The 25168-nt window shown below is 69.0% G+C and carries 28 protein-coding genes and 3 pseudogenes; 13 read left to right on the top strand and 18 right to left on the bottom strand.

What is annotated here, in order from left to right; translation table 11 throughout:
- Positions 1 to 95 precede the first annotated feature (95 nt).
- Positions 96 to 332 (top strand): ribosome modulation factor, encoded by a 237-nt coding sequence (locus MMR14E_RS17165; RefSeq protein ID WP_331315898.1) that lies wholly within the window; start codon positions 96 to 98, stop codon positions 330 to 332.
- Positions 333 to 691: 359 nt separating this feature from the next.
- Here MMR14E_RS17165 and MMR14E_RS17160 read toward each other — a convergent pair whose 3' ends face one another.
- The 5 genes from MMR14E_RS17160 to MMR14E_RS17140 all read right to left on the bottom strand — a co-directional run bounded on the left by MMR14E_RS17160 (position 692) and on the right by MMR14E_RS17140 (position 5227).
- Complete coding sequence (locus MMR14E_RS17160; protein ID WP_419539362.1) at positions 692 to 1435, bottom strand: DUF4396 domain-containing protein; 744 nt, start codon at positions 1433 to 1435, stop codon at positions 692 to 694.
- 5 nt (positions 1436 to 1440) lie between these two features.
- Positions 1441 to 2187, bottom strand: coding sequence for a glutaredoxin (locus MMR14E_RS17155; protein WP_331315894.1), 747 nt, complete (start codon positions 2185 to 2187; stop codon positions 1441 to 1443).
- Between the two features lie 388 nt (positions 2188 to 2575).
- Positions 2576 to 3874: a DUF2254 domain-containing protein gene (locus MMR14E_RS17150; RefSeq protein WP_331315892.1), complete on the bottom strand. Its 1299-nt coding sequence runs from the start codon at positions 3872 to 3874 to the stop codon at positions 2576 to 2578.
- A complete protein-coding gene (locus tag MMR14E_RS17145; protein ID WP_331315891.1) occupies positions 3871 to 4836 on the bottom strand; it encodes a mechanosensitive ion channel family protein in 966 nt (321 codons plus the stop codon). The genes MMR14E_RS17150 and MMR14E_RS17145 overlap by 4 nt, the downstream gene beginning before the upstream one ends.
- A 130-nt stretch (positions 4837 to 4966) precedes the next feature.
- A complete protein-coding gene (locus MMR14E_RS17140) occupies positions 4967 to 5227 on the bottom strand; it encodes a hypothetical protein (RefSeq protein ID WP_331315890.1) in 261 nt (86 codons plus the stop codon).
- A 336-nt stretch (positions 5228 to 5563) separates the two neighbouring features.
- Between MMR14E_RS17140 and MMR14E_RS17135 the strand changes: the two genes are divergently transcribed.
- From MMR14E_RS17135 to MMR14E_RS17120, 4 genes are all read left to right on the top strand, one after another.
- Positions 5564 to 5869, top strand: a complete 306-nt coding sequence (locus tag MMR14E_RS17135; RefSeq protein ID WP_331315888.1) for a hypothetical protein — start codon at positions 5564 to 5566, stop codon at positions 5867 to 5869.
- 134 nt (positions 5870 to 6003) lie between these two features.
- Positions 6004 to 6582, top strand: a complete 579-nt coding sequence (locus MMR14E_RS17130) for an endonuclease/exonuclease/phosphatase family protein (RefSeq protein ID WP_331315887.1) — start codon at positions 6004 to 6006, stop codon at positions 6580 to 6582.
- Between the two features lie 55 nt (positions 6583 to 6637).
- The gene (locus MMR14E_RS17125) at positions 6638 to 7909 is read left to right on the top strand and encodes a sodium:proton antiporter (RefSeq protein ID WP_331315886.1); all 1272 of its coding nucleotides are present in this window, start codon (positions 6638 to 6640) and stop codon (positions 7907 to 7909) included.
- 123 nt (positions 7910 to 8032) lie between these two features.
- A complete protein-coding gene (locus tag MMR14E_RS17120; RefSeq protein WP_331315885.1) occupies positions 8033 to 8290 on the top strand; it encodes a hypothetical protein in 258 nt (85 codons plus the stop codon).
- A gap of 95 nt (positions 8291 to 8385) precedes the next feature.
- Here the strand turns inward: MMR14E_RS17120 and MMR14E_RS17115 are convergent, their stop codons facing one another.
- From MMR14E_RS17115 to MMR14E_RS17095, 5 genes and pseudogenes are all read right to left on the bottom strand, one after another.
- Positions 8386 to 8562, bottom strand: coding sequence for a hypothetical protein (locus MMR14E_RS17115; protein ID WP_331315883.1), 177 nt, complete (start codon positions 8560 to 8562; stop codon positions 8386 to 8388).
- 77 nt (positions 8563 to 8639) lie between these two features.
- On the bottom strand, positions 8640 to 9821 hold the full coding sequence (gene nhaA / locus MMR14E_RS17110) for a Na+/H+ antiporter NhaA (RefSeq protein ID WP_331315881.1): 1182 nt from the start codon (positions 9819 to 9821) through the stop codon (positions 8640 to 8642).
- Between the two features lie 168 nt (positions 9822 to 9989).
- Positions 9990 to 10400, bottom strand: coding sequence for a DUF1850 domain-containing protein (locus MMR14E_RS17105; protein ID WP_331315880.1), 411 nt, complete (start codon positions 10398 to 10400; stop codon positions 9990 to 9992).
- The gene (locus tag MMR14E_RS17100) at positions 10397 to 12658 is read right to left on the bottom strand and encodes a TRAP transporter permease (protein WP_331315879.1); all 2262 of its coding nucleotides are present in this window, start codon (positions 12656 to 12658) and stop codon (positions 10397 to 10399) included. Before MMR14E_RS17100 ends, MMR14E_RS17105 begins: the two co-directional genes overlap by 4 nt.
- Before the next feature lie 82 nt (positions 12659 to 12740).
- Positions 12741 to 13710: pseudogene (locus MMR14E_RS17095) on the bottom strand (TAXI family TRAP transporter solute-binding subunit).
- A 345-nt stretch (positions 13711 to 14055) separates the two neighbouring features.
- Here MMR14E_RS17095 and MMR14E_RS17090 point away from each other — a divergent pair.
- Positions 14056 to 14396: pseudogene (locus MMR14E_RS17090) on the top strand (transposase); the annotation flags it as partial.
- 655 nt (positions 14397 to 15051) lie between these two features.
- Here MMR14E_RS17090 and MMR14E_RS17085 read toward each other — a convergent pair.
- Both MMR14E_RS17085 and MMR14E_RS17080 read right to left on the bottom strand, forming a co-directional pair.
- Complete coding sequence (locus MMR14E_RS17085; protein WP_331315877.1) at positions 15052 to 15435, bottom strand: hypothetical protein; 384 nt, start codon at positions 15433 to 15435, stop codon at positions 15052 to 15054.
- A gap of 214 nt (positions 15436 to 15649) precedes the next feature.
- A complete protein-coding gene (locus MMR14E_RS17080; RefSeq protein ID WP_331315876.1) occupies positions 15650 to 16060 on the bottom strand; it encodes a cupin domain-containing protein in 411 nt (136 codons plus the stop codon).
- Positions 16061 to 16376: 316 nt separating this feature from the next.
- Here MMR14E_RS17080 and MMR14E_RS17075 point away from each other — a divergent pair, with 316 nt between their 5' ends.
- The gene (locus MMR14E_RS17075) at positions 16377 to 16616 is read left to right on the top strand and encodes a hypothetical protein (protein WP_331315875.1); all 240 of its coding nucleotides are present in this window, start codon (positions 16377 to 16379) and stop codon (positions 16614 to 16616) included.
- A 323-nt stretch (positions 16617 to 16939) separates the two neighbouring features.
- On the opposite strand, the gene MMR14E_RS17070 is transcribed toward MMR14E_RS17075, so the two are convergent.
- Both MMR14E_RS17070 and MMR14E_RS17065 read right to left on the bottom strand, forming a co-directional pair.
- On the bottom strand, positions 16940 to 17989 hold the full coding sequence (locus MMR14E_RS17070) for an acyltransferase (protein ID WP_331315874.1): 1050 nt from the start codon (positions 17987 to 17989) through the stop codon (positions 16940 to 16942).
- Between the two features lie 365 nt (positions 17990 to 18354).
- Entirely contained in the window at positions 18355 to 18693 is a 339-nt protein-coding gene (locus MMR14E_RS17065) for a hypothetical protein (protein ID WP_331315873.1), read from the bottom strand.
- 294 nt (positions 18694 to 18987) lie between these two features.
- On the opposite strand from MMR14E_RS17065, the gene MMR14E_RS17060 reads away from it, so the two are divergent.
- Positions 18988 to 19197, top strand: a complete 210-nt coding sequence (locus tag MMR14E_RS17060) for a cold-shock protein (RefSeq protein WP_020094851.1) — start codon at positions 18988 to 18990, stop codon at positions 19195 to 19197.
- A 37-nt stretch (positions 19198 to 19234) separates the two neighbouring features.
- On the opposite strand, the gene MMR14E_RS17055 is transcribed toward MMR14E_RS17060, so the two are convergent.
- Positions 19235 to 19486: a hypothetical protein gene (locus MMR14E_RS17055; protein WP_331315872.1), complete on the bottom strand. Its 252-nt coding sequence runs from the start codon at positions 19484 to 19486 to the stop codon at positions 19235 to 19237.
- Positions 19487 to 19693: 207 nt separating this feature from the next.
- On the opposite strand from MMR14E_RS17055, the gene MMR14E_RS17050 reads away from it, so the two are divergent.
- Both MMR14E_RS17050 and MMR14E_RS17045 read left to right on the top strand, forming a co-directional pair.
- Positions 19694 to 20314, top strand: coding sequence for a hypothetical protein (locus MMR14E_RS17050; RefSeq protein ID WP_419539364.1), 621 nt, complete (start codon positions 19694 to 19696; stop codon positions 20312 to 20314).
- A 218-nt stretch (positions 20315 to 20532) separates the two neighbouring features.
- On the top strand, positions 20533 to 20808 hold the full coding sequence (locus MMR14E_RS17045; protein WP_331315870.1) for a hypothetical protein: 276 nt from the start codon (positions 20533 to 20535) through the stop codon (positions 20806 to 20808).
- Positions 20809 to 20860: 52 nt separating this feature from the next.
- Here MMR14E_RS17045 and MMR14E_RS17040 read toward each other — a convergent pair whose 3' ends face one another.
- Positions 20861 to 21259, bottom strand: coding sequence for a TIGR02300 family protein (locus tag MMR14E_RS17040; protein WP_331315869.1), 399 nt, complete (start codon positions 21257 to 21259; stop codon positions 20861 to 20863).
- A gap of 633 nt (positions 21260 to 21892) precedes the next feature.
- Between MMR14E_RS17040 and MMR14E_RS17035 the strand changes: the two genes are divergently transcribed.
- Positions 21893 to 22126 carry a DUF2171 domain-containing protein gene (locus MMR14E_RS17035; protein ID WP_331315868.1) on the top strand — a complete coding sequence of 78 codons (234 nt, stop codon included), beginning with the start codon at positions 21893 to 21895 and terminating at the stop codon, positions 22124 to 22126.
- Positions 22127 to 22750: 624 nt separating this feature from the next.
- Here the strand turns inward: MMR14E_RS17035 and MMR14E_RS17030 are convergent.
- Both MMR14E_RS17030 and MMR14E_RS17025 read right to left on the bottom strand, forming a co-directional pair.
- The gene (locus tag MMR14E_RS17030) at positions 22751 to 23050 is read right to left on the bottom strand and encodes a hypothetical protein (RefSeq protein WP_331315867.1); all 300 of its coding nucleotides are present in this window, start codon (positions 23048 to 23050) and stop codon (positions 22751 to 22753) included.
- A 209-nt stretch (positions 23051 to 23259) separates the two neighbouring features.
- A pseudogene (locus tag MMR14E_RS17025) lies at positions 23260 to 23452 on the bottom strand (transposase); the annotation flags it as partial.
- Positions 23453 to 23612: 160 nt separating this feature from the next.
- Between MMR14E_RS17025 and MMR14E_RS29295 the strand changes: the two are divergent.
- Entirely contained in the window at positions 23613 to 23879 is a 267-nt protein-coding gene (locus MMR14E_RS29295; protein WP_419539361.1) for a GCG_CRPN prefix-to-repeats domain-containing protein, read from the top strand.
- A 197-nt stretch (positions 23880 to 24076) separates the two neighbouring features.
- Entirely contained in the window at positions 24077 to 25108 is a 1032-nt protein-coding gene (locus MMR14E_RS17020; RefSeq protein ID WP_331315866.1) for a fumarylacetoacetate hydrolase family protein, read from the top strand.
- Positions 25109 to 25168: the final 60 nt, after the last annotated feature.

The raw sequence follows: 25168 nt of genomic DNA, 5'->3' as shown, positions 1-25168 counted from the left end.
CGGCCGATCGAGGGAAAACTCCTTGTCGGCCGCTTCGCCATGGCCGTTCCTCGTCGTCGACACAAACGCTTCGTGCCGGCTGCAAGGCGGTGCTCATGATCATGGACATCAACAAGCAAGGCGCGCGTGCCCGGACCGTCGGACGGCCGCGCTACGCCTGTCCTTACCCGGCGGACTCGCGTGAACGCAGGGCCTGGTTCGAGGGATTCGACGGTTCCGCATGGGATTGCGGCACGCGGACCCCTCGTCCGACTGGAGCGCTCGCAGCCACCGCGTCGACGGGCGGCGGCATGGCTGGCCTGGACGGGTCGCGGACCCTGCCCCAGCTCTGAGGGCGGTACGGGTCGGTACGCCCCATCATCCCGGTCGCCTGCTCGGCGGGAGACGGACGTGAGCGGCGCCTCGGGGGCGCGGATGGAAGGTCGTCGGAAAGAGCGGTCAAGGCGTTGATGCGACGCTGCCAAGCGGCGGCGATCCTGGGCCGCGAGCTGCCGTCGATAGGCCCGGTCAGTCGTCAGGCAGACATGAAGGGTCAGAGAACGGGCGAGCGGCCAGGAACGTTCGCGCGGGTTGAGTCCGCGCCGGACGCTGCGTCAGCGTGCTCGGATGGGGGCCGACCGGCTTGTCGTCAAAGAGGGTACGGTCCGGCGATGCACGGCCCAATCGGCCTGTCGGTGAACGGGGGGCGGTCTCACATGCGCTCCTTGATGCCTGCCGCCACGAGCCACCAGTTCACCGGGTAGGCTGTGACGAACCCCGCGGCCATCGCGAGCTGCATCACGAACCAGAACGCGACCGTGTTCACCGCGACCCTGGGCGCACCCAGGGCGGGCAGGATGGAGAACTGCGCCAGCGCCATGAAGCCGTACATGCCGACCTGCCAGGAGATCAGCGACAGGGTGTCGGCCTTGAGCGCGGCCCAGATGCCCTCGCCCGGCGACAAGCCCCGCATCGGCACGATGGCGAAATACTGGAATACGATGCCGAGCCAGAAGGCGAACAGGAAATCCAGCACCCAGACCGCATACATCTTCTCCGCGAAGATAGAGTGCCAGCCGAACCAGACAGCCACCGCGGGGACCAGGAACGCCAGCCATTCCGCGGCGACGTCGCCGAGCATGCATCCGGCGCCGCAGTGGAGCGCGCCCTTTCCCACCATCACCGGGAAGGGCGTGTCAGTCATGTTCGGCGGCTTCTCGCCCCGCTCCTCGGCGTGATGGTGCGCCTCCATCGTGGCGAGGCGGCCGTAACGGAAGTAGGCCCAGACGACGGCGAGTGTGCCGAACAGCGCCGTCACCGGCCAGACCACGTTCATCACGGCCATGTGCTGCGGCCGGCGGATCACGTCGACCGAGACGATGAGGGCGCATGCCGCCCCGAGCAGCAGACAGGACGCGGCGAGGACGTGCAGCCAGTGGGGAACCGTCATGGCCATCCCACTCAATGGTGAGCGATCAGCATCCAGACGGCCATCGCGACCATCATCAGGTTCTCGGTCAGCGAGACGAAGCCGAGCGGCACGCTGCCCGAACCACCGACGCAGGCGCACTTGATCTCGCGCTTATCGACGTAGACCGCCTTGAAGACTGAGACCGCACCGACCGTGCCGATGACCAGGGCGACGGGAATGGACAGCCAGTTCAGGGCGCCCGCCACCATCAGAACGCCGGCCAGCGCCTCGCAGAAGGGATAGGCGTAGGCGTAGCGCACCCAGCGCTGGGCGAGCAGGTCGTAGCCCAGGAACATCGACGAGAAGGTCTCGACGTCCTGCAGCTTGAGGATGGCCAGCACGCACATGCTGAAGGCGATGAACCACTCGCCGGCCCGTACCGTCAGGGGCGTGCCAGAGACGGCGTAGCTCGCCGCCAGCGCCATCAGGGCGGTCATCGCGAACACCGCAGCCACGGGCGCGTAGCTGGTGGCCTTCGGGTCCTTGACCGCCTTGCCGAGGTGGCGGCGCAGGTCGTCGTAGCCACCGACCCGCTCGCCGTTGATGAAGGTCTGCGGCGTCGTCTTCACGCCGTGCTCGGCCTTGAAGGCGTCGGTCTCGTCGCGGGTCGTCAGCCAATGGTCGTCGACGGTGAACCCCTCGCGTTCGAGCAGGTCCTTGGTCTTCAAGCCGAACGGGCAGACGTGCTTGTCCATCACCATCCGGTAGACGGTGGCCTTGCGGGTCGTGTCGAGCATCACGGTTTCCTTTCGAGCGAGGAGCGGGGGCTGTGCCGACAGTCCAACGCGGGCTGACGGCCATCGTGACGGCCATCGTGACGGCCATCGCCTCCCGACCAGGCGTCGCGAATGCCCGCTGGTCGGCGTGGGCCGGATGCGCCACGCCATCAGCCTCGTCGATGCGAGAGGTGGGGCTTCCAACAGTTGGAAGGTCAACCGTCAGATTCCGCAATTCCACGAAAGGGAAAGAAGGATTGCCGGGGCTGCGTTCCGCCCCGGACCAGGGTCGGCGTCCATGGCCGGCTTGGCCGATGACGGGGCAAGTCTGCCGGACGAGTTTCCGGCATCGTCGCGCGGCCGCCCCGACGACGAGACGCGGGTTCAGGCCGGTGAGGATGTCGAGGTCTCAGACGACCTCACCCTCCTCGTGCATGGCGACGAACTTGGCGTGGCGCTGACGGAGGTCGTCGAGGTCGTGGGGATCGGCCACGTCCCGCTCGGCCGCGGCCTGCACGAGGTCGGCGTGACGGCGCAACTCGCGCAGGCGCGTCGTGAGACGCTCGACCTCGGCGACGCGTGCCAGCACGTCGAGCATCCGACCGAGGACGAGCACGGACCCGGCGGAGTTCTGCCGGATCATGTGGAACATGGCGTCGCACAGGCCGTCGTAATCGGTCACGGGATGGACCAGGACGACACGCCCCGTCCGGACGACAGCGCCGGTCGGCAGGTGGCGCGGCGCGATGCGGCACAGGGCGTCGCCGAGATGGTCCACGACGCTGCCGGCCGTGAACGGGTCGTTGATGCCCGGCGACAGGGCCCGGACCGCGATCTCGACCAACTGCCGGATCGAGTATTCCAGGTCCTGCAGCGAGGTGGGTCGGCGCCCGAGGGTGACCGCACGCGCGATGGCCGCGTCGGCGCCCTGGACGCCCGCGGACAGGAACGCGACGGGGAAGCCGCTGGGCACGTAGTCGCCGGGGCGGACCCGCAGGACGACGGTGACGCGGCGCTCCTCGGCCCAATCGGCCAGGGCGTCCGTGTCGACGGCCTGCAGGTAACCGCCTCCGGTGGTGGCGACGGCGCTGCCGGTCGACGCGTCCGCGGGCCTGGCCGCATCGGCCGCGTCGAGGGTACGGGCCTCGATGGCCTTGCACAGGTCCTGCTGGACGGCGTCGACCACGGTCTCGATGTTGATGCTCGTGGCGATGTGGTGGACGAACCAGACCAGCGTCCCGAGTGCGACCAGGGCCAGGACAAGCGCGCCGGTGATGGCGAGGTGCGGGACGAACGGGTCCTCCTCGACGGTACGGACCGTCCGCAGGACCATCAGGGAATAGGCGAAGGTCCCGAGGAAGATGCCGAGCACCGTCTGGTTGCGGGCGTCGCGGATGAAGTTGCGCAGGAGTCGGGGCCCCATCTGGCCCGAGGCCAGGGTGAGCGCGGCGATGGTGATGGAGAAGGTCGTGCCGGCGACCCCGATGTTGGAGGACGCGATGGCGCTGAGAAGGCCGCGGGCCCCCTCGGCGCCGCCGGAATAGCCCCAGTTCGTGTCCGGCGAGGAGGCGTCGTAGCCGGCGACGTGGGCCGTCTCCAGCCAGACCCCGAACTGGGCGAGCAGGATGCAGCCGAGCACGATCAGGGCCGGCCGGAGCCAGAACAGGTCGCCGAGGATCTCGATCCACGCTCGCAGCCGCGCCGTCACGCCCGCTCCTCCGCACGGTGGCCGGCGGCGGCGTCCTCTCGCAGCACCCGCCAGCGGGCACGCGGCGGCCCCTTCCCCGCGGGCCAGCCCTCGCGCTGTCGCGTACGATCGCCGTCGGTCTCCTCGGTCTGGTCGTGGAACAGCACTTGGCTCGTCGGGTACGGCAGGTCGATGCCGGCCGAGGTGAGCGCTTCCTTCACGTTGGCGATGGCGTGGTCGAGGGCGTCGACCGCATCCCGGCGACGGGGAGGGTCGATCCAGAGACGGGCGGTCATGTCGACACCGGCCGCACCGAGCCCCGTGACCAGCGCCTCCGGCGGCGGGTCGGCCAGCACCCCTTCCGTCCCTTGCAAGGCCTCGACGATGACCCGGCGCGCCTCGCGGATGTCGTCGCCGTTGCCGATGGTCAGCGGGAAGGAGAGGCGCCGCTTGTCGTGGGCGGTGATCACCGTGATCTTGTCGACGAACAGCGTGGCGTTGGGGATCAGCACGCGCTGGTTGTCGTAGGTCCGCAGCACCGTGGCGCGCACCCAGACGTCCTCGACGGTGCCCTCGTGCGAGCCGGCGCGGATCTGGTCCCCGATCACGAAGGGACGGGTCAGCAGGATCAGGATGCCTGCGAGCAGGTTCTGGAGGACGTCGCGGAAGGCGAAGCCGATGGCCACGCCGCCGATGCCGAGCAGGTTGAACAGGTCGGCCGCCGAGACCGAGGGAAAGGCCACGGACGCGGCCACCAGGAACGAGACCAGGACCGTCACGCCCCCCGCGATGCGGCCGAGGACGGAAGCCGAGCCCGGGGAGGCGTCGCGCAGTTCCGCCGCGCGTCGGACGGCGGCGCGCACGCCCTTGGCGATCAGCAGGCCGATGCCGAACAGGACGAGCGCGATGGCCAGCCCGGGCAGGAGTGCCACGGCCGAGCGACCCAGTTCTTCGAGCCGCCCGAGCGCTTCGGAGAAGATCATGGAGCCCCGCGGGGCCTGAGAAGGCCGCCGGAGGCGGTCGTGCCATCCGGCGGCGCATGGTCACCCGCGGCGCTTCGAGCCGCCATGGGTCGAGGCGCCATGGGTCGAGGCGCCATGGAGTGGCTGGAGATCAGCGCCGCGGACCGCCGGTGGTCCCGCCGTACTGCTGCCCGCGGGCGCCGCGCGAGGGCATGCCGGCGTTGCCGCGGCTGGCCGAGCCCTGGCGCATCCGGTGGCGCCGGTGCATGCGCACCTGCACGAGGTCTGCATTGGCCGGGGCGGTGACGCCGGCCGCGTTCATCGGCAGGGCCGCGGACGGCAGGGTCGTGGTGGCAAGGCCGATGCCGGCCAGGCCGGTGACGGCGAGTGCGGCGAGGAAAGTCTTCTTCACGCTGGAACTCCGTGTGCAGGGCCTCCGCCGACCGAGCCCGGGCCTCCGGCCAACGGCAGCGGCGCGCCCCCGCGGGCGCTTTATCGCGGTCGGTAACGTGCGGCGCCGGAAACCGTTCGGCAAAAATTCATCTGCACGGGAGCCGCCCCCCTGGACGGGTTGAAGAGGGCTTCCCCGACCGAAGACCACGAGGCCGACCTGCCTGAGTCGGACATTCCGGTCAGGAACCAAGGCGGACGGGGGATGCTTGCAAGTCGGCATGCCTATCGGTCGTGTGCCTGAACAGGAGCACGTTTCTCAGTGTCTACGCATCGACATGTCCGCCCTGTGCGGACCATGGCCAGGTTGCTCGCCTGCACCGCCATCCTGTCTTCGGGGGGCTTAGCTTCGGCGCTCCCGGCCGCCGCGCAGTCGGCCAGGAGCGCCATCGACCAGCCGACGGCCGGGACGCTCCCGCCCGGGACGTCGACGGTGACGGGCAACGGCGCCGCACCGCGCGACCAGTCCACCGGACAGGTCGCTCCGCCGAGCGCCATCCAATCCTCGACGGACGTGATGCAGTCGGAAGGAACGGTTCAAGGCAAGGACCAGGGTGGGCGGACCGACCCGATCAAGCACCTGCCCAAGGACATGCGCCGCTGATCGACTCTCGCTCCTGCGCCGGGCCGACGTCCCGTCACCCCACGCAGGCGTTTTGCCCCGGTGGGCGTCGTGTCCCCGGCCGATCGCTCATCCTGTTCTCGACCTATCCGGCAAGTGCATCATGAACAGGATCGATGCGACCAGTGCCGGATCGCGAGTTCGATGCGCCGCCAGCGCGAGAGTGGATCGGGCCGCGCAGGGCCGCTCGTGAGCGCCCTCGCCCGCCTCGTCTTGATCGTGCTCGCCGGGACCCTCGCGGCCGCGAGCCTCGTCCCGCTGGTCCCGACCGATCGGCCCGCAGGCGCGACGCCCAGCTCTACGCGGCGGCGGTCGTGCTGCGTGAACGGGTCGAGCCGGGCGTGATTGCCGGCGACCTCAACGCCACGCCCTGGGAGATCGCGGTCGCGCGCATGGTGAGGCTGTCCGGGCTGATCGACCCGCGCCGAGACCGCGGCTACGTCGCCACTTGGAACGCCCGCTCGTCCCTGTGGCGGTGGCCGCTCGACCATGTCTTCCACGAAGGGGGCTTCGAGACTTTGTCCATCGAGCGCCTCGACGCCTTCGGCTCGGACCACTTCCCCTATCTCGTGCGCCTCTGCCGCCGGTCCGGCGATGGCCCGGCGTCGGAGATGCCGCGGGAGGCCGGCGACGTCGCCGCCGCGAACGCCGTGCTCTCCGCCGCAGGCGCGACCGAACGCGTGCAGGCGCGTTGAGCCCTCTCACCGTGAAGCCCCCCGCACCCTCCCGCGGCCCGGGCGGGGAAAGCCCGTGATCTCCATCTTCGACCTCGCCGCCCTGCTTCTGACCCTGTCGGCCCTGTTCGGCTGGCTGAACCATCGGTTCCTGCGGCTTCCGCACACCATCGGATTGCTGGTGATGGGGTTGCTCGCGTCGCTCGCCCTTCTGGGTCTCGATCTCGCTCTCCCGGGCCAGCACCTCTACGAGGACCTCACGACGATTCTCCGCCAGGTCGACTTCACCGACGTGGTGATGAACGGCATGCTGGCCTTCCTGCTGTTCGCCGGCGCCATGAGCCTGGATCTGCGGGCGCTGCGCGACCGGGCCTGGGCGGTGGCGACGCTCGCCCTCGTCGGCACGCTGATCTCCACCGCCATCGTCGGGGGCGCGTTCTGGTTCGCGGCCGACGCCCTCGGCCAGCCCGTCCCGCTCGCTTGGGCCCTCGTGTTCGGCGCGCTGATCAGCCCGACCGACCCCGTGGCGGTGCTGGCGACGCTGAAGAACGTGCGGGTGCCGGAGGCGCTCGAGGTCGAGATGCAGGGCGAGGCCCTCTTCAACGACGGCATCGGCATCGTGCTGTTCACGGTCCTCGTCGCGTTCGCCGCCGGCTCGGGCGGGGAGGCCAAGAGCGCCGGCGGCGTCGCCCGCCTGCTCCTGCAGGAGGCCGGCGGCGGGCTCGTCCTCGGCATGGTCACCGGCTACGTCGCCTACCGGGCGATGCGGGCCATCGACGACTTCCCGGTCGAGGTGCTGATCACCCTCGCGCTCGTCGCCGGCACCTACGCGCTCGCTCAGAAGCTCCACTTCAGCGGCCCGCTCGCGGTGGTCGCGGCGGGGCTGCTCGTCGGCGACCGCGCGCCGCGCGACGCGATGAGCGAGGAGACGCAAGGCTACGTGTCCTCGCTCTGGACCCTGATCGACGAGGTGCTGAACTCGGTCTTGTTCCTGCTTATCGGCCTGGAGGTCCTGGTGCTGCGCTTCCAGGCCGGCGGGCTCGTCCTCGCCGCGTGCGCCGTCCCCATCGTGCTGATCGCGCGCCTCGCGGCGGTCTCGACGCCCCTGCTGGCGTTCCGTTGGGGCGGCAACCTCTCCCCGCGCAACGTGCCGTTCCTGACCTGGGCCGGGGTGCGCGGCGGCATCTCCGTGGCGCTGGCCCTGTCCGTCCCTGAGAGCGACGCCAAGCCGGCCATCCTCGCGGCGACCTACGCGGTGGTGCTGTTCACCATCGTCGTCCAGGGCTCGACGCTGGGCATGGTGGCACGCCGGACCCTCAAGGATCTGCCGGAGCGGGACGCCGCCTGACGACAGTCGGCCGGCCTCGCCCCCTCCGCCAACGCGCCCCTCCGGAGCACCACCCATGAAACGGGGCGGCTCGACCACCGTCGTCCACGCCGCGCTCGGGGCAACCTCGCCGTGGCGTAGACGATGCCGGTCATCGTGAACACGAACACCGCGAGGTTGGTCGGGCGCGAGCAACGAGGCGACCGCCCCGAGGTCCGTCCAGGTGCTCGGGTGCCTGAACTCGCGCAGCGGCGCGCGGCTGATGCCGAGACGGGCCGCGAAATCGAGCAGGATGCACAGGCCCAGCGCCACGTCGCAGAAATGATCCAGGCCATCAGCGGCAGGATTGACGTGACGATCACGAAGGCGAGGGTCGCCACGTCGAACACGAGCAGGGCGTAGCGGAAGCGGTAAGCGCGTCGCGTTTCCCCCTCGTACAACCCGCGCAGCGTCGCTGTCAGGGTCGTCATCGGTCGTCAGTCCATCAGGGGCGGAGCTCAGGAGCCCCGCGTCGGCACGTACCCCGCTGCGGCGCCCTCGGCGTCGCCCGTCAACCACGAGAGCCCCAGCAGGATCATCGCCCCGAGAAGCAGGACCCCGGTGAGGGCGAGCACGAGGTCCGACAGGCGGCCTTCGATGGCGCCGGGACAACGCCGAGGGAACTGACGAGGCATGGTGCTTCACCTGGTTCATGGATGTCGACGCGGGGAGGCGGTCGCGCGCCGGAGGCACGGCGACGGCTGGTCTCGGCTCAGCGGTGAGCCGGACTCTGCGGGGCGAGCCGCAGCACCAGGGCCCCGGCCGCCATGCACGCCAGCGAGCCGAGCAGCACGCCGACTTTGGTCTCGGCTTCCAGATCCGGCCGCTCAGCGAAGGCCAGCAGGCCGATGAATAGGCTCATCGTGAAGCCGACCCCGCAGAGGACGGTGACGCCGTAGACCTGCGCCCACGTCGCGCCGGCCGGGCGCTGAGCCCAGCCGAGCCGGACGGTCGCGATCACGAAGCCGAACACGCCGAACTGCTTGCCGAGGAACAGGCCGAGCGCCACGCCGAGCGTCACCGGATCGAGCAGCATCGCGGGCCCGAAACCCGCGAAGGACACGCCGGCATTGGCGAATCCGAACACCGGCAGGATCAGGAAGGCCGTCCACGGGCTGATCGCGTGCTCGAGGATGTGCAGCGGCGAGGTCGGGTCGTCCGGCCGCCCGACGCTCAGCCGGAGCGGCACCGTCAGGGCGAGCAGGACGCCCGCGATGGTCGCGTGCACCCCCGACAGGAGGGTGAACACCCACAGCACGGCGCCGAGGGCGAGGTAGGGCCACAGGCGGCTGACCCCGGCTTTGTTGAGCCCATACAGGGCCGCCAGGACCACGGCCGCGCCGCCGAGCATCGGCAGCGACAGATCCGCGGTGTAGAACAGGGCGATGATGATCACCGCGCCGAGGTCGTCGATGATGGCGAGCGCGGTCAGGAACACCTTCAGGGAGACCGGCACCCGGGAGCCGAGCAGGGCCAGCACGCCCAGCGCGAAGGCGATGTCGGTGGCGGTCGGGATGGCCCAGCCGCGCAGGGTCTCGGGCGCGTGCCGGTTGACAGCGGCGTAGACGAGCGCCGGGAGGATCATGCCGCCGAGCGCGGCGACCCCCGGCAGGATCCGGTCCGGCCAGGTCCGCAGGCGGCCGTCCAGCAGCTCGCGCTTGATCTCCAGGCCGACGAGCAGGAAGAACACGGCCATCAGGCCGTCGTTGATCCAGTGCAGGACCGAGAGCGGCCCGAGATGGGCCTTCAGCGCGGCGAAGTAGGTGTCGGCCAGCGGCGAGTTCGCGATGGCCAGGGCCAGCGCGGCGCTTGCCATGAGCACGAGACCGCCGCCGGCGGCGCTCGTGAGCAGGTCGCGCAGCGACGAGAAGGGACGACGGGGAAGAGACGGCACGCGCACACGCCCTCTGCCGCTGGCGGCCCGACCAGCGCAGAAGCCTGCCGACCCGACCTCCGGATCGCGCACCCGGGGCCGCCTATCGCATCGTTTCCCGCTGCCAGCAACCTGCAGCCGGCGCCTGTCGGGAATGGTTTGTCGCGCAAGGGCGGCGCGGCGGCCGGATCAGTCGGACGGCCGGCCTGAGGGCGCGCCCTTCTCGCCACGCGGGCCGGGTTCGCACGAGGTCAGCGTCACCGGATCGGCCAGCGGTCCGACATACGCGCTCATCGGCTCGCAGCGCCCCTGTCGGCAGACGGACCAGTCCGCCGTCGCTCCCGAGCGCCGGAGAATGACCGCGCGAAGCGGGTTCACGTGCGGCTGCCAGGTCCAGGCGCCGTCGACCCAGCGCGCATCGGCGGCGGGCTCCATGCCGGCGCCCGAACCCCGGACGCGGCTCGCGGTCAGGGTCAGGCCGGCGGGCGCGTCCACCCAGTCCTCCTCCCACACGATCTTCTCGACCGAGTGGGTCCAGCGCAGCGTGATGGCCTGCGCGCCGAGTGGGGCGAGCACGCCCGCGGCGAGGAGGCAGATCACGCCGGCCGGGCCGCGACCCCGCGCAGCCGCCAGAGATGCGCGCCGACCGCGACGGCCCCGAGCAGGAAGCCGACCTGATCGGTCAGCGGCAGGGCGACCACGAGCAGGAGGGCGCCCAGGACGGCGACGCCCCGCTCCCACGCCCGCATCGGACCGCGGAGGAAGCCACTCGTGGCGGCGCCCCACAGGAACACCGCGGCGGCGGCTTTCACGCACATGTAGGCGACGGCCGCCGCGAAGGCCGGTCCGCCGATCCCGGTGGTGTTCTGCGCCATCAGCGCCGGATCGTAGACCGCCATGTAGGGCACGACGAAGCCGGGCAGCGCGATCCGGATCGCCTCCAGGCTGATCTTGAAGCCGCTCTCGCGCGCGATCGGCGCCGCCGCGAAGCAGGCCAGCGCCACCGGCGGCGTCAGGTCCGCCATGATGCCGAAGTAGAACACGAACATGTGGCTGACGATGAGCGGCACGCCCAGCGTCAGGAGCGAGGGTGCGGCGAGCGACGAGGTGATGATGTAGTTGGGGATCGTCGGGATGCCCATGCCGAGGATCAGGCTCACCACCATCGTCAGGATGAGGGACGCGATGAGCGAACTCTGGCCGACCGACACGACGTAGTTGCCGAAGATCGTCCCGACGCCGGTCAGCGTCATCGTGCCGATCACGATGCCGACGACCGCGCAGGCCAGACCGACCGGAAGGGCCTGCCGGGCGCCGTCGGCGAGGGCGTTGCGGCAGGCGACGAGCGTGTCGCGACCGCCGTGCGTGAGCAGACTGGCGGCCACCATGACGAGGACGAGCGCCAGGACGAGCATGACCCCGACCCAGAGCGCCGCCGCGGCGATGAGGCCGAGCGCGACGTAGAAGATCGAGCGGACGGCGTCGCGGCCGAAGCCGAGGGCGATGGTGCCGCCGAGGATCAGGGTGACGGTGAGCGCGAGGCCGACCGACCCCGCGAACAGCGGCGTGTACCCCGCGAAGAGCAGGTAGACGAGGACGGCGAGCGGCAGGATGAGGAACCAGCGCTCGCGCAGGGCCGCCTTGGCGCTCGGCAGCTCGCCGCGGGGCAGCCCGACCAGGCCGCGCCGGCCGGCCTCGAAATGCACGGCCAGGAAGGCGGAGAGGTAGTAGAGGAGAGCCGGGATGATCGCCGCCTTGACGATCTCGACGTAGGGCACGTCGATCGTCTCGGCCATGATGAACGCCACCGCCCCCATCACCGGCGGCATGATCTGCCCGCCCATGGAGGCGGTCGCCTCGACGCCGCCCGCGAAGGCCGGCTTGTAGCCGAAGCGCTTCATCAGCGGGATGGTAAACTGGCCGACCGCCACGACGTTGGCGACGCCGGACCCCGAGATCGTGCCCATGAGCGCGGAAGAGAACACCGCGACCTTCGCGGGGCCGCCCCGCGCCGAGCCGAACAGGCTCATGGCGAGATCGGTGAACAGCGCGATCATGCCGGCGCGCTCGAGGAAGGCGCCGAACAGGACGAACAGGAAGATGTAGGTCGATGACACGTAGACGGGCGTGCCGTAGATGCCCTCGGTGCCGAAGGCCATGTGCTCGACGACCTGCTCGAGGCCGTAGCCGCGATGGTTGAGCGGCGCCGGCAGATACTGGCCGAGCAGGCAGTAGGCGAGGAACGTGCCTGCCACGATGACGAGGGCCGGCCCCATGATGCGGGCGACGAAGTAGAACAGCAGCGCGATCAGGGCGAGCCCGACATAGAGGTCGGCATCCGTCAACTCGCCCGCGCGCGAGACGAGGTCGTCGTAGAAGGCCCACTGGTAGGCGCCGATCAGGAAGCCCGCGACCGCGAGCGCCCAGCCCAGACCGCGCGTCACGCCCGTGCGCGACCGGTGGTTCGCCAGCAGGCCGCCGCCGACAAGGCACAGGAAGCCGACGTGGAGCGTGCGGACCGCCTGGCTCGGCAGCCCGCCGGGGAACTTGGTCACCAGGCCGACGGTGAGCGCCAGCGCGCCGACGGCGAACAGCCCGTCCGGCAACGGACGCCGCCGCGCGGCAGACCAGCCGATGAAGATGGCGCCGGCCGCCAGGGCCGCCCACGCGAGATCGAGCGGCGTGACGCCGAGCACGATCGCGCGGTCGAGCGGAACGCCGAAGGCGGTCACGATCTGGAAGGTCGAGAAGGCCACCGCCAGCCAGAACAGGAGGCGGCCCGGCCAGCCGGCCCCGAAATTCTCCGGCAGCCCGTGCTCGGGATTCTGCAACTCGGCCTGGTCGACCCGCTCGTTCATGGAGTGCCTTCCATCGGCGGGCCGAGCCGATCCTCCGAGCCCGCCCAGACGCATCGTGATCTCGGATCCGTCGCCGCGCGCGTCACGGGGTGGCGACAGGCACGCCCTTCTCCTTGAGGTAGCGGGCCGCGCCGGGATGGAGCGGCACCGGCATACCCTCGGCCGCCTTCTGGACATCGATGGCCTTCGCGGCCGAGTGCGCGGCCTGCAATTCGGGCAGGCTCTCGTACATCGCCTTCGTCATCCTGTAGACGAGGTCGTCGGAGAGGTCCGACCGGGTCACGAGGTAGTTCACGACCGCCGCCGTCTCGACCGGCTCGGCCTGTCCCTCGTAGGTGTTCGCCGGGATCGACTGCTTGACGAAGGGGGCGCCCGCCTTGTCGACGAGCGCCGCCGGAATGGCCACGACCGTGATCGGCGTCGAGGTCGCGAGGTCGCGGATCGAGGAGACGCCGAGCCCGGCCGACTGCAGCGTCGCGTCGAGCTGACGGTTCTTCATCAGTTCGACGGACTCGCCGAAGGGCAGATACTCGACCTTGCCGAGATCCTTGTAGCTCAGGCCGGCGGCGTCCAGGATCGCGCGCGCGTTCAGCTCGGTGCCCGATTTGGGCGCGCCGACGGAGAGTCGCTTGCCCTTCAGGTCCGCCAGGGTCCGGATGCCGGATTCCTTGGACGCGACGATCTGGACGTAGTTCGGGTAGATCGCCGTGACGCCGCGCAATTTATCGAGCTTACGCCGGAAGCCCGCCTCCTCATCACCCTTCCATCCGGCCGCTAGGCTGTCGCCGAGGGTGAAGGCGAGCTCTCCCTTGCCGCCCTGGACCAAGTTGAGGTTCTCGACAGAGGCCTTGGTGGCCTGAACCGACGGGCGCGCACCCGATACCTTCTCGGTGAAGATCTTCGAGAGAGCGACCCCCATCGGGTTAGTACACGCCCGAGGTTCCTCCGGTGAGGATGGCAACGAAATCGTCGGCGCGCGTCGGAGTGGCGAGGCTCATGAGGGCAGCGGTCGCGAATGCGAGCCCCGCGAGGCGTTTCGGCAGACCTGACATGTCCCCTCCCATTTTCTATTGCCGCCTTGAAGCAGATCCGACCCGCCGCGTCGATGCTCAATCCATCGATCAGGCCGATGTTCGCTCGCCGGTTACGATCGACAGCGTTTGAACGGCTCGAAGTGGAACGGCCGTTTCTCGGAACAGGGCCGCCCACGCCGCGTTCGGCGCGTAACCGACCACTTCAGAGATACTGCAGAAGCCGGGGTCAAATTAGCCAGTTCTCGATCGGCCGTTCCCTCCTTGAGAGGATTCGACGGGATTTTCAGGCCGCCCGGCAGCATCCGCCCGGGGCGTCTCCGCAAAGGGGTGCGCAGGCTGGGTGGTCGGACCCCTGCCGGCTTGATGCGACGCTTCGAACTGACCGACGCGCGGTGGGAGCAGATCGCCCCGGTGCGGCCTCCGCGGAAGCCGCGCACGGGTCGGCCCGCGGAGGATCACCGGCAAGTCCTCGACGGCATGCTCCGGATCGAAGCGCACGGGTGCACCCTGGGAGGATCGACCGGCGCGCTGCGGTGCTGTGGGAGCGGTGTCGAGCCGGTTCTACCGGTGGCGCGAGGCCGGTGTGTTCGACCGGGTGCTGCAGCGGCTGCAGGCGCGGCCGGGGCGGCTGCTCGGCCGAGCTGCATCCGCGTGCCGAGGGCGGAGGTAAGCCGATCACGGCGGCGCCGACGGCAGGCGACCGGGGCGTTGCCCGCGTAGCACGTCCGGAAGTCAGCAGGTGACGGAGATGGATCGTGTCAGCCTCCCCCACCGCCGCCGCCGCCGGTGCCGGGGCCACCGAGGTTGCCGTCCTTGTTCGGCGTGTTCCAATGGATGATGCCGTCGGAAGGCGGCCGCAGCGTCGTGGCCGGCGATCGCGGAGATGCGAGTGGGGGCGCCCCGATCGTTCCCTGAGCAGTAGAGCTGCCCGCCCGATGACGTCGCGCGACGGCTTCGGTGCTCGCGAGGCCCGTAAGCGCGACAACGAACCATCTGACCGCCGCGCCTCTCATGGTCGACCTGCCGCGTGCTGAGGTGCGCCACACAGCGGCGACGGTTGTGCGCAGGTTAGCTGAGCCTCCGGCAGCGGCAACCTGTTCCGGCATGCCGCGCCGTATCGGAGAACGGGCTGTCTCGATGTCGAGGTCACCGAGCCGTCAGCCTCCGCGGGCGACGATCACACGCGGATCAACCACCGGACAGAAACCCGACCCGGCGGACGCCGCGAAGGCCGTCGGTGGACTGGAGCTTGCCGGCAAGAGCCCGATCGGCCGTTGGATAGCCGCCGGCGCGCTCTTCCACGGCATGCAGCCCCGGGCGGACGATGGCTCCGGCTGGCGGAATCCGGCTCGCCCTCTCTCAGCGCCCGAGCCTCGCCGGGAGCACCGACGGAGCGGCGCTCGACGCGGCGGAGGCAGCGAAGGAGGCCACGAAGCCTGCCAGGGAGCGGACATCATCCGGCTGGCGCGGGTCCCGGGCGACTGCCGCCGCCTCCCGCTCTAGCCGGAGATTGCAAGCCTTCGAGGGCAGGCCGACATCCGGCGTGCAGGCGTCGTGACGAGCACAGGCCGCGTCGAGCGCGTCGACCGGCGGCAACGGGGCATTGTTACCCGGACCGCAGTAGTTGCCGTGGATCAGGATCTTCGGCCCGCCATTGGCGGCGGGCTGGGCCAGAGACGGACCGATCCACGCGGCGACGAGGAAGACGGGGGCGGCGAGCCCGACGACGGTGCGAGTCAACATGGTGGAGACCCTCCAGCACCGACGCCGCATAGTCTCATCGGCGATGGCGGTGCGATCCATGATTAAGCACCGCACATCACTGCGCGACGTGCTCCGGAACACCACCCCCATTTGGATGACGCCCTACCGCCGCGGCCGACATCGTGCAGGCTCATGGCCGGCGGAAGGCGACGGCGGAGCGAACCTGATGTGCGTCCGCCCGGACGGTGCGCGTCTACGTTGGAGCCGGGGCCGGCGATGCCAGAGGCTTCCCCTTCTGCACCGTGAACGTGACGAGCAGCTTGGTTGCCTCGGATCCGTTCTGCAGCATGTGGGGCGTTTCGGCCGCGGTTACCCAGGACGAACCGGCCCTGAGCATCTGCGCGTCCTTGCCCTTGACGCGCAGTTCCCCGACGCCTCCCACCGTGTAGCCCGCCTCGGTGCCGGGATGCGTGTGCCAATCGAGCACGAAGTTCGGCTCAAGATCGACCACGACTTGAAGAGTCTCGTAACCCTCCATCGGACCATCGGCTCGCGACGTGATGGTCCGCTTTATGCCGCCGGGCCCCTGCGCCGACACGTCGTCGGCCACTACGCCGAGGGCCGCGCAGATCGCGCAGCCGGTGAACATGCGCCTGCTTAGCATGTGCCTCCTCCCATGACATCTGTCGATGAGCCACGGCATCCGGCCCGCGCCAGTTATGTGCGATCACGCCCACCGGTTCTCGTGGAACATTCCGCTCGCAGACGCGCAGCTTTCTCAATGAGATCTGATTATACTTATAATCAACTGTATTCGCAATCGAATTTTGTGACGATGCGCGATGAGACCGGCCGACGGGCCGGTGCGGCGGAACGCCCGCTCGGCGACGGCGCGAGCCTGCTGGAAGGCCGCCGACAACAGGCGCGCGCATGCACGGCCGCGCGCTGTGGCAAGCACGTTGCTTCGCTCAGGGATGGCTGTGTTCCACCTCGAATGCTCCGTGTACCGCCGATGCGCGAGCGGACTCTCGGTCGCTTCCGAGCGGATCGACGCATGGACGAACGCGGAAGCGATCAGTCAAGCTGAAGCGCGGTTCGTGGCCCTGCTCGCCGATCGCTCCGGTTCCGCGACGCTCTGGGACGATGCCGGCCAGATCGTCTGGTCGACCAAGCGCTTCATACCTGCAACGCGAGAGGCGACCGCGTCGAACAATCTGTAGCCCCTATCCGTCGCGGGAGATGCGGAGACCGATAGGGGAGGGGGCGACCAGGGAGCGGGGCCGAATCTCGCTCCGTTCCAGTAGAGCGTCGCGCCGCGTGCCTCTGCGCCGACCTGTCCGCGTGGGCTGTCGTGAAGGCCCGGCAGCGTCGCGGGACGGCCTCCGACGGTGGGTGGCGGCTTATCGCCGAGGCAGGTCAGAGCGAGGCGCAGGGTCCCGACGTCAAGTTGGTACCTCGCGCTTGCCATGACGCTCCCGTATCCCGAGCTTCGTTGCCCTGGGCGGCCGCCATCGCGAGCCCCGCCACAGTCGGAATTGTGCACTCAGCCCGCCTGCAATGAGGTCGCGCGCGACAATTGGATCCTCTTCAGTCGAAGAACAGGCTGCTCGAGAAAGCGCCACGACAATTCGGCAGCGATGAACGACAGGGCGGTGATCCAGATCAGATAAAATCCGCGCGACAAATACGTGTGAACGTCCGGAATGAATTTCTCACATATCTGTGGCACGAAATAATGATAGACATACAGCCCATAGCTTATCTTGCCCACATGCCGCAGAGAAGGCATGGCGAGCCAATCCAGAGGCCGGCACGCGACCCCGGACAGACTATGCCTGATCAGCGAAGCCATACATAGACATGTCGCCGAGAAGGCCACCATCTTCCCGCTTATTCCAGCCCAATCCATCAGATGCGCGTAGTGCGCCGCGACGACTGAGGACGCAGGCAGGGCAAATCGGAAATCCAGCGCCGCAGCCAGTCTTCGTTGCAAAGGACCGCCGCTCCGAAGCGCGGTCGCCAGCAGAGCGCCGGAGCACAGCAGATCAGCACTATTGATAGGCAACATCCATTCGTTAGGTACTCGATACAGACAGAAATGGAGTCGAGATAGTAGACTTGCGATAATAAGCGCGATCAGGATCGCCGGAATACGCCGGACAGGCGCCAACATCGCCACGGGGAACCAGAGCAAATAGAATTGCTCTTCCACAGAGAGCGTCCAGAAATGCCCCGACTCATTGAAATCGGAAGTTGCGAACATATTGATATTTGCGACATAGAAGGCGTTTGCCAGAAGCGTTCGGTGGGACCCTCCGACGCCCAAGGCAAGACAGACAGCTATAGCCAGATAGAAAGGCGGCGCGAGGCGCAGGAACCGGTGCCAGTAAAACTGCACGGCAGCTGGCTTCAGCGTCATTCTCTCGCGATAGTCGAGGATGATATCAGTTATCAAAAAACCGCTCAGGCAAAAGAACAACCCCGTCCCGAGACCGCCAACAGTGTCAGTCTTGACAAAATGTTCGTACATGACGGCGACTATCGCCAGCGCACGCAGCCCGTCAAATTTGGGGTGATATACGCGCGCCGCCATCTCCAAACCTTATAAAAATGGGCCGGAACATTCCAGCAAAAATATAATCCGGCTCGATCGTATATCGATTCGGCGAATACAGAATATAGGCATTTTAAGACGAGAGATGATGCATCAATACGCCTTTCGCATTATGTTTACTGCGGTTGTGTAGCGCTGCGACGCACCCCGATCGCTGCCCGGCCGGCCTTCGCCTCGTCCACGAGGCAGGGAGGGAAGCTTGGTAGGGGCGGAAAGTCGCGAACCTGCGACCGGCCGTTACGAGCGGTCGGCTCGGATCATCGCGCTACCGGCCCACAGATCTAGACCGCCTCCTCCTGCCGACGAGCGCGATCGGCGCCGTATCCAGGAGGCGAGGCACGGGGTCATCGAGGCAGCACCTTCAATTCGCCGGCCATCCACAGGTCCCCGACCATCGTGGACATGCAGGTCGACAAGGCTTGGTAGGAGGGCGTCACCAGCAGGAGTTCCTTCGCGCAGGTGGTCCGGACGCTGTCCGGCGTCTCCGCCCACAAGGCGCGAACGTGATTTTCCGCCTTCGCTTCACTGTCGAGGCATTGCTGCCTGAAGGCCTCGTCATCGACGAGTTCGGCCGTCGTGGCGCAGTAAGCCGCGCCGTTGATCGCCGGCGGTTGCTCGGCCGACCGGGCTGACATCATCGCCAGCACGCTCCCAGCCACGGCATAAGCGACGGCGCTGCGCATTACGATCGCTTCGTCTCCGAGGCCCCCCCGACGAGGCGGCGAAAGGCTACTCACTGTCGTCCGTATCGAGGCTCCGGTCCCGCCGGACCGGCGGCGCTTCCGGGTGCACGCACCGGCGAGAGATCCAGCCCTCCGCCTTCCGAGCGCGCCCGGGGACCCGATCTCCCTCGCGCGTCGATCGGGACTATACCGCGGCCGTCTGGAAGGATCACCTCTGGAACAGGCGGCCGCGGCGGCCAGTTCAGGCGTCACGGCCCGCCACGTCGGCGAGCCGGTCACGACCAGGATACAGCCATGGCTACAGGTACCGTGAAGTGGTTCAACGAGACCAAGGGCTACGGTTTCATCCAGCCCGACGATGGCGGCAAGGACGTGTTCGTCCACATCTCGGCCGTCGAGCGCGCGGGCCTTCGCTCCCTCAACGAGGGTCAGAAGATCTCCTATGACGTCGAGGCGGACCGTCGCAGCGGCAAGGAGAGCGCCGCCAACCTGAAGGCGGGCTGATCACCACGCGACGAGTGGCCTGTGTTGGGGCCGCTCGTCACATATCGGGCTTCGCGCTCGGAGCCGGAGACCGCGTCATCCTCTCGATCTCGCGCTTCGGCCTCCCCGACTTGCGGGCGATCTCCTCTTCCTGCGCGCTGATGAGAGCGCGTGCCGGCTCATCGCCGTCGAGGCCACCCAGGATCTCGGCCGGCACGCGTCGGTTCGAGGCGCGGCTGCCGTCGGCGTAGGTGACGTCGAACAGCACGAACCCCTGCACCTTGGGCAGAGACTTGGTACGCTTAGCCATGGGCGGTGATGCCGGCTTCTCGAACGAGGCGAGCGCTGTCGCGGCCCCTGCTTACTGCAGGCGCGACGTGCGGTCAGGAGCGCGTCTCATAACGCATCCTTCCCGGGCGCTGGAATATCCAGGGCGCCGGCCTTCGGAGAAACGCCTGTGACATCGTGGACGCATATCGACACCGGCATCGTTCCGGGCGGCACACCGCTGCACCTGATGCGGCGGGGCCACGAGTTCTCGATCGTCGCCGACACGATCGAGTTGATGAACAGCACGCGCGGAGCCTCCGAAGAGGCGCTGGCGATCATCGCTTGCGGCCGGGTGCGCGGCCGGGGTGCAGCGCGCGTGCTGGTCGGCGGCCTCGGAATGGGCTTCACCCTTCGCGCGGCCCTGCGCAACCTCGGGCCCGAGGCGAGCGTCACAGTTGCCGAGCTGGTGCCGACGGTCGCGGCTTGGGCGCGTGGACCGCTCGCGGGCGTCTTCGCCGGCTGCCTGGACGACGCGCGCGTCGACCTGCGCGAGGCCGATGTCGACCATCTCATCCGGTGCGGCCCGGCCGCCTGGGACGCGATCCTGCTCGATGTCGACAACGGACCCGAAGGGTTTGTGCGCCCGGAGAACGATCGCCTCTACAACAGCCACGGGTTGGAGTCGGCGCGGCGGGCGCTGCGGCCGGGCGGCGTGCTCGGCGTCTGGTCGGCGGCGCCCGACCGCAAGTTCAAAGCGCGCCTTCAGCGCTCGGGCTTCGTCGTCGAGGAGGTTCGCCCCCACGCCAACGGGCGCAGCGGACCGCGGCACGTGGTGTGGATCGCGACGTCCAGCGGCCCAGCAGCCTGACCGTCGCGTCTCGACAGGGTGATGTCGGCGCACCGGGCGCCGACGGCGTTGCTTCGGCAGCGAGAGCCCGTCACGTGCCCTCTGTCCTGCGCGCCTTCGGCATCTCACACTGCAGGGATCGCGCCGGCCGCTCAGCCGATACGCGCGCAGCCCGACGCCGTCGACGGAGGTCATGTTACAATGTTGCATATTCGCGCGGCGGGTGCGATACGCCGTGGATGTCAGATGAGGCCACGCTCTGGGATCTGGTGACCGCCGAGCGTATCGCCATCGAAGACGTCGGCGCCGCCGTCGACGCCTATCTGGCCGGACCGACCACGCAGGATCATTCGATCGGCCCAGACCACCTGCTCGATCTCGCGGCAGCGGTCGCGGCCCACCCCTCCGCGCCCGCGATCGTGGTTGACACCGAGGCCGACGAGCCGTCGCGCCGCATGGCGGTGCGGGCGGCCCTGCTCATGAGCCGCCCCACCACCAGATCGAACCGCGACTGAGGCTGCACGCATCATTGGCGGCCCGCCGAACGGCCGCCGATGTCGAACGCGGCTATTGATCGTCGTCGTCATCGGTGACCTCGACGAGATCACTGGTGTCGTCGTCGTCATCCTCGTCGACGACGAGGTTGTCATCGTCGACTTGCTCGCTGTCGTCCTCGATATCGAGAGCGTCATCGTCTTCGGTGTCGGTATCGGTGTCTTTGTCGGCCTCTTCCGCCGCAACCTCATCCAGCGAGACGAGTTCAGGCCCCTCCGTCTCGTCCTCTTCGTCGCTCGGCGCCTCCTTGCGCGCCGCCACGGGCGCGCTCCCCCTGGAGTACGATGTCGTCGCAGCGATGGGCACGACCTCACCTGAGTAGGGTGAGATCACCGGGCTCTTGCCGAGATCGTAGAATTTCCGCCCGGTCGTCGGGCAGATTCGCTTCGTGCCGAGGTCCGGACGCGCCACCGCAATTCTCCTCGAAGGCCGTAAGACGCTGGATCGCCAGCGGGCATTCTGTGCGTCTACCACAGTCAGCAGATCGCGACCCTGGGTTTTTACGCCGGTCCGAAGCATGTCTGGGCGCGCGCGACGCTTGGCCAAGCGTCGTTGTGGCGCCTGCCGCGATCGAGGCCCCAGGGACGACCGCGCGTCGGGGGACGCGGTCCGTCGCGGTGTGGCCGACGGCTCAGCGCGGCTGCTCGCGGCGCCGACACATCCGGTCGCCGCGCAGGCGTTCCTCGACAGGAACGCCCCTGCTCTCGACCCCGTGCGGGAAGGCGCGAGCGAACGGGCGCGCCGCCTCTCCACGGCAGCAGCCGGAATCTGAGCCGCCCGTCCCTGGACCGGGAAGCCCGTGATGACGGCGGTCATCACGGGCTTCCGCCGGCCGCGGTGGCATCGTGCGCGGGCAGCGTCTCCGCCGTCGGGTGCGACTCGGATCCAGGCGAACGGCCCGGCATCCTCGTCCTCCAGGTAGAACGCGGCTTCGCTGCCCCGGCCGTGACGGGGCTCGGCGCCCCCTCCGTCGGTGCGGATCGACTCGGCCGGAACATCGCCGTTCGGACGCCGGTTACGGCTGCTCAACAGGGAGTGAAACCGATGGTCGATGTCGCACGGATACAGGAACATGCCGAGGTCATCGGCTCTGACGGCCAACACGTCGGGACCGTCGATCATGTCGACAAGGGCGAGATCAAGTTGACCAAGAAGGACGCCGCCGCGGGTGGCCTGCACCACTTCATCCCGGTCGATTTCGTGCACGCGATCGAGGGGGGAAAGGTTCTTCTCGATCGGCCGGCGGACGAGGTCATGCGCGAGTGGTCGACGTCCTGAGACGTCCGCGCCGACGGCAGATGTGAACTCAGGACATCGGCCGGGCGGCCGTTGGTGCGATGGTCATGCGGTCCGCCGGGGCGCGATCTGAGCCCTGGCCCATGCTGCTCGGGCCCTCTGGGCGGCGGCCATCTCGGCAAACGCTCGGGCGGCGCCCGTCGCTTCCATGGCCCGCATCCTCTCGGCCAAGATCGCCGCTTTCATCGCCTCGGTCTCGGCCGCGATAGCTTGGGCAACGAATGGGTGGGTCACGGGCATCGGCTTCCTTCGGGCTCGGCCGGCCCGGAGGTCTGCGCGCGGATGGTTAATGAGAGGTTGACCGGCCTCGCCGGCGGAGCTGCCTGCAGGACCTGGAACACGGGCCATGGGAACGCCCGTCAGGTCCTGGCGCGAGACCTGCCGACCGGAAGCCCGCCGCGGCCCTCGGCGGGCCGGTCCTCGTCCTGATCCGCTTCTACTTCCTGCGCGGGCGGTCGATCGCAGCGCCGTACAGAGAAGCCCGCACCGGAAAACCGGGCGGGCTCACCCTGTTCCGCTCTGGCTGTCCGCCATCGCCATCGGCCGCCCACGGTCCGGCACGGTGCCGCAGAGCAGGGGGCCGGTGACGACGCCGCGAGTCGAAGCCTACTTTCCGCTGGGCGCGGCGTAGCTGCCGGTGACCCCATTGCCCCGACTGCTGCCGCCCGCGGCACCGCGTGTCTTGTTCCGGACGAAGCTTGCGCCGGGATGCCGCCGCTGGATCCGCGACATCGAGTGGCGCCGCATGTGATGGTGCCGCATGTGATGGCGCCTCATCCGAACGTTGGTGACCATGTCGGACGGCGACGCGATACTGGTCACGGGACCGGCTGGCACGGCCGAGGCGGGGACAGCCAGGACGCCCAGACCGACGCCGGCGAGCGCAGCAAGAACAAGAATACGCATGGAGTTCCTCCGTGCCTCGGCGCAGATGGATCGCGTCGGCGCATAGGGAAGAGCCGAAGCAGGCATCTGGTTCAACGATCCGACCGGGGAGCGGGCGTCCGCGCCAGGCGCATCGGGTGCTCCGCCCCCGGGACGCCGAACGTGCTCGCGTGCGTTCATGCCCGAGAGCCGGGGACAGGACCGTCCGGCCCGCGTTCCGCCGACGAGGCCGCAGGCGGCCACGCGCCGAGCCGTCGCCGGCGCGTCTCGCCACTGCCGCCTCCCTTCGGAACGCGGCAGGTGTTTCCACCGCAGGCCGGTGCGCAGAACCGGGATGATGCCCGCCAGCGCCGCCCGATCTGCGGCGCGCGGTCACCCGCCTTCCGGCTTCTCCGGCCCGGGTGGCAGAAGCAATGCGGTCACCGCTCAGAGGTCGTCGGGTCCGAGAGCGTCCGGGCCGGTCGTCGAGGCGACCCCTCCCGCGCCCGGCGGAGGTGACGTCTCGTTCACCCTTTCCGTGGCACCAGCGCACACCCGCTGGTCGTCTTCTGCGGCCCGCGGCTCAACCACAGGAGGTCTGACCATGACGCACCTGAAGATGCTCGCCTCCACAGCCGCTCTCGTTGGCGGTCTCGGCCTCGCATCCGCAGCCAGCGCTGCACCTCTTGCGCCGATCGGTGCCGGAACCCTCGCGGGCGCTGCCCACGTCACCACCGTAGCTATGGGCTGCGGTCCCGGCTTCGCTCGCGGCCCCCTCGGTCGATGCCGCCCGATCGCTCGTGGCTTCCGGCCCGGTCCGCATTGCTTCGTGCGCCGGACGCCGGTCGGCCCGCGGCGCATCTGCCGCTAAAGAGCACTGCCACGCCGGGGCCTCCGTCCCGGCGTGCTTCGAGCCGGGCAGGGACGCTCATTGCCTGCGACGCCCGCGACGACGCCGCGACGCGCGGCCTGAACTGTCGCACCCGGCGATTGCATTTTGAATGCGCAGGACTGAGGTTCCACGCGCGCAGCGCCTCAGCGAAGGGCGAGCGTGGAGGAGAATGGCTCATGAGCACCCGGCGCGACTTCCTCAACCTCACAGTAGCCGCCACCGCGGCGGGCGCGCTGGCGTCGTCCGCGTCGGCCCAGGCGCCCGCTTCGGCTCCCGGGCACCCGATCCCGCCGGCGGGCGGCGACGCCCTGCGCCTCGTGACCTTCATGCCCGATGCGGGTGCCACCCCGCGCCTCGGCGTCGTGCGCTCTGACGGGCGTGTCGTCGACCTGTCCCGCGCCGGACTGTCGGGCTTCGATCCGGCCCAGATGGTCTCCCTCATCGAGGCCGGCCCCGCGGCGCTCGACGCGATCCGCAGGGCCGCAGCTTCGGGCGATGGCCCACAGGTGGAGACCGTGCGCCTCCTGGCGCCGATCCCGGCGCCGACGCGCAACATCTACGCGGTCGGCTGGAATTACCTGGAGCACTTCGCGGAGGGCCAAGCGGTCCGCGGCACCAACATGGAGTACCCGGCGCATCCGGTGTTCTTCACCAAGGGCGTCAACACCGTGAACGGGCCCTACGACCCGATCCCGTTCGATCCGGAGGTCTCGACCGCGATCGATTGGGAGGTGGAACTCGCTGTCATCATCGGGACGGCGGGGCGGAACATCAAAGAGGCCGACGCCATGAGGCATGTGTTCGGCTACAGCGTCATCAACGACACCACCGCGCGCGACATGCAGATCAAGCTGCATGGTGGGCAGTGGTTCAAGGGCAAGAGCCTCGACAAGTACGGGCCGATCGGTCCGTGGATCGTTCCCGCCGCAGACCTCGACCCGTCCGACTTGCACCTTCTGACCCGGGTCAACGGCGTGGTGAAGCAGGACGCCTCGACGAAGCAGATGTACTTCAAGGTGGCCCGCATCATCGCCGAGCTCTCACACGGCCTCACCCTGGTCCCGGGCGATATCATCGCCACCGGTACACCGCCCGGCATCGGCAACGCGCGCAAGCCTCCGGAATTCCTCAAGCCCGGCGACGTGATGGAAACGGAGATCGTCGGGCTCGGAACGCTGCGGAACGTGATCCAAGCCGTACCGGCCTGAGGACGGCCGTTCCCTGTCACGTCACGGCACCGGTCGAGCGCGGTGAGTCGGTCCTGGCCC

The sequence above is a fragment of the Methylobacterium mesophilicum genome (genome assembly GCF_036441335.1).
Lineage (GTDB): Bacteria > Pseudomonadota > Alphaproteobacteria > Rhizobiales > Beijerinckiaceae > Methylobacterium > Methylobacterium mesophilicum_B.
Note: the sequence above shows the minus strand (reverse complement) of the source record. Positions and strands in the feature narration are given on the sequence as shown.